Genomic DNA, 14,707 nt, shown 5'->3' with positions numbered 1-14,707 from the left:
TAAAATCTAAAATCTAAAAGCTAAAAGCTAAAAGCTAAAATCTAAAATCTAAAATACGACTACCTATTCCAGCAATAAGTAATTAGCAGTCAATGTTAACCAGTGTTGAACGATTATTATTTGTGAGAAACGTGCCGATCTTTCAAGAATTGCGGGATGATTTTCTTGTGAGGTTGGCTTCGGTAATGGATGAGTTATCTTTTCCCGCTAAACATACGATTTTTACTCAAGGGCAAGAAGGGCGATCGCTCTATATCGTAGTACTTGGTCAAGTAAAAGTTCACATTGGCAGCCAAGAATTGGCTCAACTTGGGCCTGGTGCTTGTTTTGGTGAAATGTCTTTATTTGATGCTGAACCTCGTTCGGCTTCTGTTTCGACGTTAGCCAATTGTGAATGTTTAATGTTAACCCAACAACAACTCTATGATGCTATTGAAGAAACACCCGGAATAGCGATTAATATTATTCGTTTGCTTTCTCGTCGGATTCGAGAATTAAATGAAAAAATCAATGCTCAAGCGATCGGAAGAGGAATTGAAGATTCAACTGCGGTGCGGCAGAAATAAACAATCAGTTATTCTGCCAAAATGCAATATTTATTGATGCTCGCGATCGATTTCTAAAATTTTAGTGACTAGGCGATTTCTCCCTTGAGCTTTGGCTGCATAAAGTGCTTCATCTGTAACATCAATTAATTGATTTGGAGCTAAATTCAGTTGGGGAATGATGCAAGAAACGCCCATACTTAAAGTGACAATTTCCGAGACAGAAGATTGACTATGAACGATCTGCAATTCCTTGATGTTTTGCTGCACTAATTCTGCTACATGAATTGCGCCTTCCACAGAGGTATTAGGTAAAATAATGGCAAATTCTTCTCCGCCATAACGTGCTACTAAATCAGCCGGACGCTTTAAGGTAGCATGAATTGTTTGTGCTACTTGCTTTAAGCAACCATCTCCGGCTAAATGTCCATAAGTATCATTGTACAGTTTAAAATAATCAACATCACAAAGAATCAAAGATAAGGGTGCTTTTTCTCTTTGCAGTCTTCGCCATTCTAAGTTAAAGTATTCATCGAAACAACGGCGATTAGCTACTTGGGTTAAACCATCTAAAGTAGCTAGTCGATGTAACTCTTGGTTGACTTTTTGGAGTTTAGCTTCAGCACGTTGACGTTCTTTAATTTCTTGGGATAATAGAGCATTTTGTTTTTGTAATTTCTTTTGTAATTCGCGAATAGTGAGTTGATTTTTAACTCTGGCTAATACTTCTTGAATTTCAAAGGGTTTGGTGATGTAATCTGCTCCGCCACGGGAAAATGCTTCTACTTTATCTACTACATCATCAAGGGCGCTAATAAAAATTACTGGTATGTCTTGAGTTTCTGAGCAAGATTTCAGTTTTTGACATACTATATAACCACTCATGTTGGGCATATTAATATCTAGTAATATTAAATCTGGTGGCATAATTTGACAAGCTTTGAGAGCTAATTCACCACTAATAACTTTTCTAACTTTATATCCCTGTTCGGTGAGCATGGTGGATAACAATCGTAAGTTATCGGGTTTATCATCAACAACTAAAATATCGGCTTTGGATGGGGTAGATTTGTTAGTATTCATTCGGCAATTTTTTCGGTGATGCTGATTATTTGATCTAGACGGAAGTTATTAACTAAATCAGTTAAAGTCTTGGTTAGGTTAGCGTTAGTTTCCGGGATCTGACTGAGGAGTTGAAAAATTAATTCTTCATCGGCACAAATAGCTGCTTTATGTAATTGTTGAATCCATTGATTAGGCATGATCTGCAAAGCTTGTTGATTGAGTGTTAAACTTTGTTTTCCAGTAGTTTGAGTAAATAAGTTGGTTGCAGACAATTCTGACGTTGATGGATTTGGTTCACCATAGATATAGCGTACTCCTAAATATTTAGCTATTTTTTCAAAAAGTACATTTTCTCGGAATGGTTTACCGATAAAATCATCGCAGCCTGCGGTTAAACTGAGCGATCGATCTTCATAAAAAGCACTGGCAGTAATGGCAATAATGATTGTATCTTTTCCTTTGGGTGTTGCTTTAATTTTTTTGGTTGCTTGATAGCCATCCATGACAGGCATTCGCATATCCATTAAGATTAAATCTGGTTGCCAGTTAGCCCAAATTGCGATCGCTTCTGCGCCGTTGACTGCTTCTTGAATTTGGAATCCTAAAGGAGAAAGTAAACTGCGTAATAGTTGACGATTTTCTAGTTTATCTTCGACTATTAAGATGCGATATTCTTTTTGATTTCTCTCTAGAGAAATTACTTTTTTCGGATTTACTTGTTGGTTAATTTCATTAGTTTCAGCTAAAGTCACTTGAATATTAAACTTAAATACAGAACCTTTTCCCTGAAGACTACTAACATTAATTTGACCTCCCATTAATTTAATAAACTCTCGGCTAATTGGTAAACCTAAACCTGTTCCTTCTTGGGAATTCCTTCCAGTTTCAGTTTGGACAAATGCTTCAAATAATTTGTCAATTTCTTGAGGAGAAATCCCCGATCCAGTGTCTTCTATTGCAAAATAAAGTACACAAGGAGCAGATGGATTTTCATTTTCTGTAGCTGATTTTTGTACACTTAAGGTCACAGAACCAGAATTTGTGAATTTGATGGCATTGGAAAGTAAGTTAATTAAAACTTGGCGTAATTTACTTTCATCAGTTTTGACATATTGGGGTAGATCGCTAGCTAAATTAAATATTAATTGTAACTTCTTAGACTGAGCTTTTAACCGGAACATATCTTCTAAATCATCAAGTAACCGATAGAGATCGAAGCTAACTTCATTAAGGTTAATTTGTCCGGCTTCTATTTTGGACATGGAAAGAATATCATTAATTAATGTAAGTAAATGTTCGCCACTGCGATTAATGATATCTACATATTCTTGTTGTTGAGGACTAATTTTAGCATCCCGATTCATTAACTGAGTAAAGCCCAAAATTGCATTAAGTGGAGTGCGTAATTCATGACTCATATTGGCTAAAAATTGGCTTTTGGTGCGGTTAGCGGCTTCAGCGGCGTAGGCGGCTTTTAGTAAGGCTTCTTCGCTGCGTTTGCGATCGCTAATATCCCGAATTACGCTTAACAAACGCTCTTTACTACCTAATACGATCGGTTTCATAATTATTTCTGTCCAAAACAGTTTTCCTGAAGCGTGCTTACTGTGCCATTCAAATTTTTGTAGTTCTCCTTTAGCGGCTTTTTGCATATATTCCCAAGCTTCTTTTTGGCTGTAAGGAGATTCTCCTAAACTCAAATCATTGAATTCTAATTGCAGGACAACTTCTCGTTTAACGCCAAACATTTGGCATAGCTTTTCGTTGACATCAAGAAGTTTTCCTGTATCAATATTGAGAATTGCAATGCCATCATAAGAAGCATCAAAAATGGTGCGGTGATTTTGTTCGCTTTTGTGGCGTTCAATGGCAACTTTTGCTAAGTGAACAGCTTTAGCAATCAAATGTCGATCGCTAGCGGAAGGACTCTGAGGTTGTCGATAATACATAGAAAAGGTTGCCAACACATCACCTTCACTGGAAAATATTGGGGTAGACCAACAAGCACGTAATCCGTGACTTAAGGCTAAATCTTTAAATTTTACCCATAAACGGCTAGTAGCAATATCTTCAACAATTACAGCGGTTTTATGGTAAGCAGCTGTGCCACAAGAACCTACCTCTGGGCCAATTTCTATACCATCAATAGCTTGATTATAACTGTCAGGAAGACTGGGGGAAGCACCAATATGTAATCTATTAGTGGAGGTATCTAACATTAAAAAAGAGCATAATGCTTGCTGAGATTGTAACTCGATAAATCGTGCTAAAACTTCTAATATTTCATATACAGGCTCACCTTTAGCAATTAATTCTAAGATTTGATTTTGCCAATCTAATAAGACGTGCATTCTGTGGCGCTGGCGAATTTCTTCTTGAAGTTGAAGATTTTGGTTATCTAATTCTAAGCGTTGTTTTTTCTCTTGTTCTAATAGGTTAGCTTGGGAAAGAGCGATTCCCACTTGTGCAGCAACAGCTTCTAATAATTCAATTTCATGTTTTTTCCAATGGCGGAGACGATCGCATTGTTGTAAACAAATTACTCCGTTAGGCAAATCTTGATAAGAAGTCCGAACTGCTAGTACAGATAAAAGCTTAATTTCTGAGTTAGATGTTAACTGAATATTAAAACGTGGGTCAGTAGAAATGTCATCAGAGGCGATCGCGCGATCTTTTAATAATACCTCTTGAATAAAGAGATTACCAGAAATTAGTACTTCTAAATCCATTATTGAGTTATAACCTGATTTCAGATATTCGGCGACAGAGACAATTTGCGGTTCTGGATCGTTAATATAAGTATGAAGCAAACAGCGACTAACATTAAAAGTTTTCCCAATTTGAGTAACAGCAGTTTGAAAGATTTGTTGAGGATCTAAACTGCTGCGAATTTCTTGGGTAATTTCTCTTAGTAAAGATGCCCAAATAATTTGTTGTTCTAAAGCAATTTCTGCTTGTTTGCGATCGGTAATATCTTCAGCAATGCCTACCAAACGATAGATTTCTCCGGTTTCATTTTGAATCGGAAAACACCTTGTCCACAACCAACGAATTTCTCCATCAACTCGAATAATCCGATATTCTTCATTAAATACTTTGTGACTTTCCAACTGCTTTTGAAATGCAGAAATTACTTGCCTTTTATCTTCTGGGTGTATAGTCTCAGTCCAAAATTGTGGGTTTTGATAAATCCGATCGCAACTGTAACCAAAAATTTTCTCATAACCTGGAGAAACATAAATCATTTCCTGAGAATCAGGAGAAATAACAAAAAATACTTCCCGGACATTTTCCGCAATTTCCCGAAAACGTTCCTCTGTTTCTTGTAACGATCTAATTAATTGTAAACGTTCTGCTTCTGCTTTTTTCTCACTCGTAATATTGCGGAAAGTGACAGCAAAACCATCATCTAACTTCACCGCTACATTTTGAAACCAGGCTTCTATTCCTTCAAATGAATAGTAAAATTCCATCTTTTGAGGTTTACCAGTTTCCACCACTTGGACATATTTTTTAAATAAGCCAATTTCTCGATTTCCAGGCATTTCTTGTAACAGTTTTTTACCAACTAAATCTTCAGCACTACAACCTATTATTTGGGCAGCTGCTTGATTAGCCAAAAGCCATTGGAAATCAATAATTTCGCCTTGACTATTTCGCACTGGGGAAAATGCCATTACCCCATCCAGGGAACTATTTAAAACTCCTTTCAGTAAAGACTGAGAATTAGCTAAGGCTGTAGAACTTTTCACGAGTTCAGTAACATCTGTATGGGCTCCCACCATGCGAATTACTTTGCCAGTTTCATCTTTAAGATGAATAGCACGGGAAAGAATATAAACCGTGGAGCCGTCTTTATGATAAAAACGCTGAGTTGTTAAAAATTGTGATATTTTCCCAGAATTGTAATCATTTATTAATTTTAAAGCCGTAATTTTATCTTCATGGAAAATCACTTTTTCCCAGGAAGAAAACTCATTTGGGAGTTCGCTATCTGCATAACCAATCATTTCCTTCCAACGGGGAGAGAAGTAGATTTTTCCGGTGATAAAATCCCAATCCCAAAAACCATCATTTGCAGCACAAATTGCTAATTCAAAGCGTTCTTTAGCAATTTTAAGTTCTTCTTTTGCCTGTTTGCTTTGGGTAATATCTGTTTGAACACCGATAAAATGAGTTAAATTACCCGCTGGATCTCGCACTGGAGAAATGGATAATTCATTCCAAAAACAAGTACCATCTTTGCGATAGTTACGTAGGGTAACTAAACATTCTTTGTGTTCCCGAATTGCGTTTTTTAGTTCTCTCAAACCAGGTTGATTAGTATCTCCTCTTTGTAAAAAGCGACAATTTTTTCCAACGACTTCTTCAGCTGTATATCCAGTCAATTTTTCAAAACCTGCATTTACGTAAATCACGGGGTTATTGGGTTTAGTTGCGTCAGTAATGACAATGCCGTTACTGGAAGCTGCGATCGCTCTTTCCCATAATTTTAAACGTTCAATAATTCTCTCTTCCTGTTGTGGCTGAAAAGAATTAATTATCGTTAATCTACTGGCAACTTTGCTAATTACTTCTTGAGCCAGAAAAGGTTTTTTAATATAATCTATGCCACCAACTTGAAAGACTTTAGCTCTCGTTTCTAAATTGTCATCCTCTACCAAAAAAATTACCGGGATTTTTTGCGTGTTTTCTCCCGTTTTTAATGATAAACAAAACTCGTAACTGTCCGTTTCAGTTAACGTATTGTCAAGTAAAATTAAATCTGGCAGAGTTTTCTGTAGTATTGATAACATGAATTGTTCAGTCTGCACCTGCTGGACTTGATATCCTTGGCTACTCAAAGTTAAAGACAAAAAATCTTGCTCATCTTGACGATGAGCTACAACTAAAATATTTATTCTGCTAGATTTTACTTGATTGCTATTCATGTAGAATGTTCATTACTAACTCCAGACTATAAATCTATAATAAATAATTCAACTAGCCATTAGTTAAATTAAAATAGGTTACAAAGTATTAAAAATCATATCAATTGCCGGAAAAGTGTAATTTTTTTTATCAAAATATGTAAGTATTTCGGGTTTAAAAAATTGAGAGGTGATAGTTATGACTAATTAACCAAACTCATCGGATAAATGCAGTAAAATAATATATTATCAGGGTCTAAAGCTAACAAGTAACAGAAAATTGACAGTGTGCTTCTCTCTTTTGTTGGTATCGGCTCAGAATTTATTCTTTAATCCGACAAAATATAAATGAAGCGAGGTGTGAATCGATAATAAAAAACTAGATAAGACTGGGCAAAGTCTAGATGTATTCGTAAACCATCTCTGTAAATATCTGTATTTATACGCTGTGAATTTTATCCCGGTTCAAAATAAAATATTTCTTTCATATTTTTACAGCAAATGAATGCTTCCATTTTGATAGTTGGAAGTGTTGAATTTCACGCCACACTTCTAGATCGTTTGCATTATTTAGCAACTTGTAGCGTTGAAGTGATACCTTCTACCAGGGAAGTCATGTCTTCAATTCAAGTGAAAAAACCGGATTTGTTGATTTTTTCAGCAAACCAGGCAAGTAGTTGGGAAATTTGCCGCATGGTTAAACAAAATTCCAGTTTAGCCTGGATATATTGTATTTTCGTGTCAGACCAACCAGCAGAAGCTTTGTCAGAAATTTTGCCTGGGTGGAATTGGGAATTAGGATTGAGAGCAGCAGCGTTAGAAGTAGGGGCGGATGCTTGTTGTTGGTTGTCGTCAAAGAAAGACAATTGTAAGATTGCCGAGGCGGAATGGAGATTACAAAATTGGCTGCTTACTTCTCAGATTCAAACTGGAATCAGGCAAGTAGAAATTTACCGAAATTTGATGCAAAGTAATGATTATTTGTCAGCGATCGCGCTTGCCGATCCATTAACAGAATTAAGCAATCGTCGGGCTTTAGACTGGGAATTACCACGACAAATTAATAATGCTCGGACTCGTTCCACACCTTTAAGCTTACTAATTTTAGATGTGGATTACTTCAAATCTGTGAATGATACTCATGGTCATTTAGTGGGCGATCGGGTTTTACAATTACTCAGCGCCCGGTTGCGGCACAATCTCCGTTTTCAGGATACACCATTTCGCTACGGTGGCGAAGAATTGGTAATTATCCTCAATAATACCAAACTTACTGAAGCCAAATTAGTTGCCGAAAGAATTAATTTCTTAATTGCTACTCAACCCTTTATGATTGACAAAAAATTAGCTTTAAAAATTACCGTTAGTATTGGAGTTGCTACTCTCAAAGCTAACGATGATGACCAAGGAGTTAGCTTGCTCGATCGCGCCGATCAAAACTTACTTAAAGCTAAAAGTAGCGGAAGAAATCGCGTCGTTGCTCAACCAGAAGAAGGAGATTGATGTTGTTGAATAATTTGCTGACAAACAGCAACAGATTCGCGTTTTTCCATTGCTGTTACCAAAGCTTCATAAGCAGCCCAATTAGATTGTAAAAGAGTCCGAGCTTGGAGAATAAAATAACGTTCTTGTTGAGCATAATTTAATCCTGAATTACCCAATTGGGTTAAAGTAATTCCCAGTTTTTCCCGGTCTTCCGCGCCGCCTGAAGCATTACCATAAACCAAAACTTCCGCTGCAATTCCCGCCATCCAAATTGTGCCGTAACGATGGAAAAGTTGAGATGATAAAATACCTTTTTGTAGCTGAGAAGCTAATTCGCGATCGGTAAATCTCACGCCTCCTCGTCCCGGATGTCCTTCCTGTAAGGCTGACCAAGCACTCAGGGAATAGCCAGAAATCGGAATTTCTAACAAAGTCGCTACTAAGAAATGCCCTGCCTCATGGCGTACTATCCGGGCACGATACTCCGGCGAGGTACTAGCTAGCCAATCTATGATTAAATTCCCTCCTTGCCCTTGCCAAGTGAAAGTATCGAGGGTAGTAAAACCTAAAACGATCGCCGTAGCGATCGCTGGCAGATAAGGCGATATCTGTAGCCAGGGACCCAAAAGAACCGAAAAAGTCATCGCAAAAACTAAAATCGCGATTAAATTCAAGCTAGTTTTGCTCATCTTAGTGGGTAAACTAGATTCTCAAGTACAACTTTATTTATTATGAAACAAGGTTGAGCAGTTATCTATTAGCAATCGTGCTTTAGTGCTTTTGATTACAGTTTCCTAAGTAGATTGGCTGATTGCTGAAGTATTAATAGTTTTATTTATAATAACTATCGATTTTTTGTAGCTATTTAAGCTTGACTTAACTGGAAATGGCTGCTAAAACAGTTAATTAATTCATTCTTCACACTTAGCAATTATGAAACTGAATTTACCTCTAGCAACCGCTTTATCCACAGTGGCAATCAGCAGCGGTATTTTACTTACCAATATTGCTCCTTCCGAAGCAGTTATTGGCTGCGCTTTTGGCAAAAATAAGGGGACAAATGCGGTAAATGCGGCTAATTCACCTAGTTTAATTGCCAAAAAATTGAATTTTCCTAAATTGGCGATCGCAGGCGCAGGAATTGCAGCTATTGGCGGTTTAGTAGCTGCGGGAATTTCCTATAAATCACGTCTGGCAAATAAAGCTGATGCTACCACTGCGGAACTTCCTACTGTACATCCAGAGGTTCCAGTTGATACTAATTCTACCGATCTTCTCTTTGCGCCTAAAGTAGAAGATCTGGCTTCAACAACAGATAAAAAAGATTTAACTCACATTAGTTAATTAATTTCAGATAATCCCCAAAAACCCGGTTTCTTGAAAAAACCGGGTTTTTGAATTAACTACCTTTTAATTCTCTTGTTAGCCGTTTTCTGCAAATCTTGTAATCTCCTTTTCAAGCGTTTTAAATTGGGATTTTCTCCACCATAACGCCAGCTAATGTAGGCTTGGGAAATTTCAGCGATCGCTTCTGCGCCTTCAGCAGAACAATGGGAACTTACCTCATGGACATATTCTAAAGGTGTTTGGGCTGGATGTTTACGTAAACCTTTTTCTTTCAGCCATTTCAACATTTGCTGATAAATACTTTCCATTGCTGGCAATTTTCGTAACCATAAATGATAGCGCCACATTTGCCAACCTTGCCAAGCTAACCAAGCTACAAAAGCCAAAATAATCGTTAAAATCGATCCAAAAAATAACCCCGTCCAACCTTGAGCAAATAAACCGAAAAACCAAGCAATTGCACCAAATAAAGCAGCTGCGATCGCCCCAAATACCGTATTTAAAAACCCCGTAACTGGCGAAGGTAGCCAACCTGCAATCCATTTCCAAAATCGCTCAATTAAAGAATAACTTTGACTTTCATTAACCGACGGTGGAATTAACGGATGTCCGGGTATCGGATCGAAAGCAAACCAACCATAATTCGGGAAATATACCTCAGTTAGCAAATGAGCATCCGTATTTTTCACAATGTATAAACCTGTGAATGGATTGAAAGTTCCTGGCGAAAAACCTGCGGCTACTCTGGCAGGAATGCCAATGGAACGTAACATAATCGTGTAAACTGTGGTAAAGTGGTCGGCGTAACCTCCGGTAATTGTTTTATTAGCTGGACTGTTTTTGTAACCAAACAAAAATGCTTCTACTAAGTCTTCATTTTCTTCTAAAAATGGGGGAAATCCTTCAATTTTATAGTTAGGATTTTGTTTGAGATATTGGGCTAAATAAAGTGCCTTTTCGTAATTAGAAGCAATTTTCTTGTTAGATTTTGACACCTTTTGTTGATTTACTAAAATCTGTTCAGTGCGTTTTCTGACCTTTTCCTTAATTGCTTCAGGAACTTGCAGATAGTATTTTTTAACATTTTCAGGATAATCAGTAGAAGCTTTACCTAAAGCAGTTCGATCGCGCAGAGCCACATCAGAAATTACCGTATAAGTCAAACCTTCATTCAATCCTACAGGCGATCGCAAACTTCTTTCCGCATCCATTGCTATTTGTTGCGTGGGAAAATACACCTGTCTCGGTTGTGAAAGCGCCGGAATAATATTTGGCATTTCTGACACAACCGTATAAGTTTGGACAACTTCTTGAGTCCTACTTAAAGTCGCTAAAGTTGGTAAAATAAATTGGAAAGACCAACTCGGACGATCGATAGTTTGAGTTTGCTTATTGCGCGAAACTTCCCAACCTTGTCCATTATATTTATCAAAAGCCATAACTCGCCAAAAACCTTCCGCTTGCGATCGGACTCGCATCACAGTTTGTGGCTTCATTATGCCTCGCAAATTCTGATTAATTACCGCATTAAACCCATAATAAAAAGTATCATCTAACTCTCCAGCACCTTTTTCTCGGTTGCTTCCCAAACCTCTACCGTTACCTTCTCCAGAATTTCTCCCCCGGTTATAAGCAGGATTATTAATATTACTCGGATCGAAATTTTCCGTTAACTCGATCGGAGAACTTACCGGAAAAGTTCGCAACTGATAACCCGGAACTCGCGGTAAGAAAGCGAAAATACTCAACCCCAAACCCACAACTACCAACAACAATACACTTAACCGTTTTAGCGAAAAAGGAAAAACAATCTTCTCCTTCTTCCGCCGACTTATAGTGATTGGTTTTAATCCTAATCTAGCACGATAGTCTAGCACTAAAGCTGGTAAAGCGATCGCCAAAAACAACAACAACAAAGGTGCAAAAGCCATCGTCTGACTGAGAGTAGCAGCTACCCCTAATAAAATCAGACCAATCACCATTGAATAACCTAAATCCTTACGCCTTGGCAAGTCAAAACTGTGTAAAACTTGCAATTGAATTAACAGTTCACCTAAAATTAATCGCGTATCATTCAAAGAATCTCGGAGATTCCATAGAAAAGAAGCTAACGCCAACAACATCCCGATCGCAATACAAAACTTCACCGGAATATTGCGTTTACGGCGTTGATACCAACTCCAAGTAGCACCCAAAATACTAGCAGGAACCGCCCACAAACTAATACTAGTCTCAGCCGCCACATCTGTAGCAATAATTCCCACCACTACCAACAATTGCACCAAAATTCTGAACCAGAGGGAGTCCTCAACCTCTTCATTAGGTTTCGCTTGTAGCCTTTGTCGAAATTGGCTGAAAAAAGGACTATTTTGCAGTTGTTGCATCGCCAAATCACCAGTTTTATATGATTAATAACTCCCAGGTGTTAGGTGCGCCAGAAAAGGGAAAACTTCACTGAACTGAAAAATTCTTAGTCTGACCCACCCTACTAATTAAATCTAAAATCTAAAATAGCTAAGTAGTCGGACAAATAGCAAAAATTAACGAATTATTAGCTAACTGGTGGAACTGCACCTCTAGAGGATAACTCTGGTTAGGCATTAAATCAAACAATTCTACACTCAAATAACCCGGATCGGGTCTTTCAGTTTGAGCACAGGCTTGACCTCCCTGTAATTTTAGAATTCCGCCGCAGGGAAATAAACATTGGATTCGCATTGACCTGATTAACTCAGCTTCCAATTTATATTCTGCTTGCAGAGTCAGCATTCCCAACTCACTTAGCCATTCTCGTTCCACTAATTTGTTAGTTGGAGATAAAGCCAAAGTCAGAAAATCAAAAATTTGTTTAGCCGCTAGCAACAACAACACCATGCGTTCATTTTCTTTCGCCATTTCGTAACTCCGGGGAAACTGAGATTTAACGGCAGAAAAGTCAACTTGCGCTAAATTTTGGGAAAAATTAATGATTTTGTGAGCAAACTTCTTTAATAAGTGGGAATGATTCGGAAATAACGCTTCTACAGCCTGGACTATTTTCACTTCCTCCGCGATCGAAGATTGTAGTACGGACTGCGATCGATGAAATAACCGCAGTAAAATTTCTTGGGGAATAGATACAGGTAAACCTAACTTTTCTACTTGAGCAATCCATAAATGTTCTTCCACCCTAGCCACCGGGGAAGCAAACTCATCCATTTCATATTCCCAATCCTCCTTTTCCCAAGGAAACAAAGGCGGATTGTTTTTTAACTCTGACTTAATCCGTTGCTTAATCAAAGCTTGAAAACGATCGCGTACCGCCGGAATCTCTCCCACTTCCGTTGGCTGAGGCGATGCTTCAGGAAAATCCCAGTCTGTGGTGCTACTCAATATTTCTGACTCCAGCAAGTCTAAATCATCTAACTGCCAATTTTCTATATCACAATCTAGGTCATTAGTGCTAAAAATAGAAATTTCCTTATCTTCAGCAGATAAGGTGGATCGATCGCTCTGGAGTAACCAAGCGAAAAAACTTTCAGGGAAGGTTTCAATGTCTTTGTTCATCAGTTGATGCACCCGATCCGGATCGGAAAAGTCACGGTAAAAAGTTACGTATATCCCAGGCTTGTTCTAAAAGCTTAAACCACTGCTTCTGAGTCTGGGTAACAGTCCAACCAAGACGCTGTGCGATTTCCAGATCGGACAATTTCTCCCGTTTTAACTCTAGTAAAGTTACCTGCTGAGAATCTAGTCTCGCAACAAAAGTTTCCCATTGTTGCGGCGTTAAGCCAAGATTTTTGTCTAACTCAGCCTCTAACCACTCATGTACCAACTCCCACCGATGCAACAGCGCAAAACGAATCAAATGATACTTAAAGCGTTGTTGTAAATAATCCCTTTGGCGGGGTGTTAAATTCATGATAGTTTCAATCTCTTTAGTATTGCTATCACTAAGACGAAGTACAAAGTACTCAACGCAGTCTTGCTGTTGATGCTCCTCTAAATAGTTAATTAACTCAGTAATCACTGACTGACGCAGTTGCGCTTGCTGATTAATCCCCTGTTCCTGTACTAACATCATTTCCCCGACTTGGCGCAATAATGCTTCATCCATTTTCTGAGATGGAGATTCTGAACCACCGCTATCAGCCACTTGTTCCATATCAATCAGTGTTTCTGGCGGTTGTTGTTGAACGAAAGCCTGTGCCCGCAAAACAATTAACTGTTGACGGCTTTTACTGGTAATCGGAATTCGACGTTTAGCGTAACGTTCTGTAAAGCTGAGGAACTCTGCTAACTCCAAAAGTGTCGTTGGTGTGTAGGTAGGGCTAATAGGAGCAGTTTCACAGATTGCTCCTTCCCGACGAAACGCAGTTAACGCCTCTACATAAAATCCCTGCAAAAAGTCTTCGATCAAAGTCAAGCGTCTTTGATACGCCGGAGAAGTGCGCGAAGGGGTGATGTAGCGATAAACAATAGCACTCAAGGTACTGTGTAAGTCCAATCTCGCCGCAGTTGCCCTGAGATAATAGTAATGGAGACATTGCTGTAAGCGATGACGAGCTAATTTAACAGCCCAAACTTCCACATCGCCCAGATTTTGGATACGTTGACTTTGTTCGCAAATCCGCATCACTTCAGTTGCTAAACGTGCTGCAACTTCACGGCAATTCGGCTCTGAAGCACGGGTAGATCGTCTCAGTTCGTTGAATAATAGCTCAAATATAGCCTCCACGCCAGCAGATTTCTCCTTGGCTAGTTTTTTTTGCTGGGGTTCCGGCGATCGCTTTTAATCTACCTAAACTACGACTAGTGAGGTAAATCGCTAGACTCGAAGGTAGACTACCAGAGCTTTGCCTTATGGATTTAGATCAACAGATTCAACTTTTAATTGATAGCGCACCGAATGATGGGCGGATACCCCAGGCTATGCAAGCGATCGCACCAGCACTGAAGCTCGTGGCAAGTCAGTTGGAACATCCCCAGTACTACGTTCTCCAAACCTTGGATGAAGCCTGGGTACTCACAACTTTCAGCAATCCTGAGCAACCGCAAGAAACAAAGCATATCCTTTACGCTTTTCCCACTCTCCAAGATGTCACCACCCAGACGAGTACCTTGGAAGATCCCGAAGTCATGGCGATTCCGGTTCCTGTGACCCATATTTTGTTCCAAATGGTAGCTATGGACACTGTTGATAGCGCGATCTTTTTTGAAACCCCTGGTAATCTTACTGAAGGAATTCAACTACGTCGGGAAGATTTACAAAATTTGGTGCAATCTTACTTAGAACAAGGATTCCCTCCTCCGCAATCTCCTCCTGGGAACATTCCACCCAATATTGCTTAGGGACGATTTTAGATCTTTTAGATC

The 14,707-nt window shown here is 38.7% G+C and carries 10 protein-coding genes; 4 read left to right on the top strand and 6 right to left on the bottom strand.

All coding sequences use genetic code 11. The features are described from left to right. Positions 1 to 92 precede the first annotated feature (92 nt). Positions 93 to 566 carry a Crp/Fnr family transcriptional regulator gene (locus tag ACE1B6_RS23060; RefSeq protein ID WP_413259618.1) on the top strand — a complete coding sequence of 158 codons (474 nt, stop codon included), beginning with the start codon at positions 93 to 95 and terminating at the stop codon, positions 564 to 566. Between the two features lie 30 nt (positions 567 to 596). Here the strand turns inward: ACE1B6_RS23060 and ACE1B6_RS23055 are convergent, their stop codons facing one another. Next, complete coding sequence (locus tag ACE1B6_RS23055; RefSeq protein ID WP_413259617.1) at positions 597 to 1,628, bottom strand: diguanylate cyclase domain-containing protein; 1,032 nt, start codon at positions 1,626 to 1,628, stop codon at positions 597 to 599. After that, positions 1,625 to 6,541: a PAS domain S-box protein gene (locus ACE1B6_RS23050; protein ID WP_413259616.1), complete on the bottom strand. Its 4,917-nt coding sequence runs from the start codon at positions 6,539 to 6,541 to the stop codon at positions 1,625 to 1,627. Before ACE1B6_RS23050 ends, ACE1B6_RS23055 begins: the two co-directional genes overlap by 4 nt. Positions 6,542 to 7,021: 480 nt before the next feature. Between ACE1B6_RS23050 and ACE1B6_RS23045 the strand changes: the two genes are divergently transcribed. Then, positions 7,022 to 8,023 carry a GGDEF domain-containing protein gene (locus ACE1B6_RS23045; RefSeq protein ID WP_413259615.1) on the top strand — a complete coding sequence of 334 codons (1,002 nt, stop codon included), beginning with the start codon at positions 7,022 to 7,024 and terminating at the stop codon, positions 8,021 to 8,023. Here ACE1B6_RS23045 and ACE1B6_RS23040 read toward each other — a convergent pair. Then, positions 8,002 to 8,694 carry an ATP-dependent Zn protease gene (locus ACE1B6_RS23040; protein ID WP_413259614.1) on the bottom strand — a complete coding sequence of 231 codons (693 nt, stop codon included), beginning with the start codon at positions 8,692 to 8,694 and terminating at the stop codon, positions 8,002 to 8,004. The two genes, ACE1B6_RS23045 and ACE1B6_RS23040, sit on opposite strands and share 22 nt — an antisense overlap. Positions 8,695 to 8,938: 244 nt before the next feature. On the opposite strand from ACE1B6_RS23040, the gene ACE1B6_RS23035 reads away from it, so the two are divergent. Next, positions 8,939 to 9,349: a hypothetical protein gene (locus ACE1B6_RS23035; protein WP_413259613.1), complete on the top strand. Its 411-nt coding sequence runs from the start codon at positions 8,939 to 8,941 to the stop codon at positions 9,347 to 9,349. Between the two features lie 59 nt (positions 9,350 to 9,408). Here ACE1B6_RS23035 and ACE1B6_RS23030 read toward each other — a convergent pair whose 3' ends face one another. The 3 genes from ACE1B6_RS23030 to hetZ form a co-directional block, all read right to left on the bottom strand. Then, on the bottom strand, positions 9,409 to 11,736 hold the full coding sequence (locus tag ACE1B6_RS23030) for a transglutaminaseTgpA domain-containing protein (protein ID WP_413259612.1): 2,328 nt from the start codon (positions 11,734 to 11,736) through the stop codon (positions 9,409 to 9,411). A 130-nt stretch (positions 11,737 to 11,866) separates the two neighbouring features. Beyond that, positions 11,867 to 12,898 (bottom strand): hypothetical protein, encoded by a 1,032-nt coding sequence (locus ACE1B6_RS23025; RefSeq protein ID WP_413259611.1) that lies wholly within the window; start codon positions 12,896 to 12,898, stop codon positions 11,867 to 11,869. Positions 12,899 to 12,929: 31 nt separating this feature from the next. Next, entirely contained in the window at positions 12,930 to 14,069 is a 1,140-nt protein-coding gene (hetZ, locus tag ACE1B6_RS23020; RefSeq protein ID WP_413259610.1) for a heterocyst differentiation protein HetZ, read from the bottom strand. 125 nt (positions 14,070 to 14,194) lie between these two features. On the opposite strand from hetZ, the gene ACE1B6_RS23015 reads away from it, so the two are divergent. Then, positions 14,195 to 14,683: a hypothetical protein gene (locus ACE1B6_RS23015; protein WP_413259609.1), complete on the top strand. Its 489-nt coding sequence runs from the start codon at positions 14,195 to 14,197 to the stop codon at positions 14,681 to 14,683. The last annotated feature ends 24 nt before the right edge of the window (positions 14,684 to 14,707 follow it).

Origin of the sequence: Floridaenema fluviatile BLCC-F154 (genome assembly GCF_041929135.1) — a bacterium.
Taxonomy (GTDB): Bacteria; Cyanobacteriota; Cyanobacteriia; order Cyanobacteriales; family Aerosakkonemataceae; genus Floridanema; species Floridanema fluviatile.
Note: the sequence above shows the minus strand (reverse complement) of the source record. Positions and strands in the feature narration are given on the sequence as shown.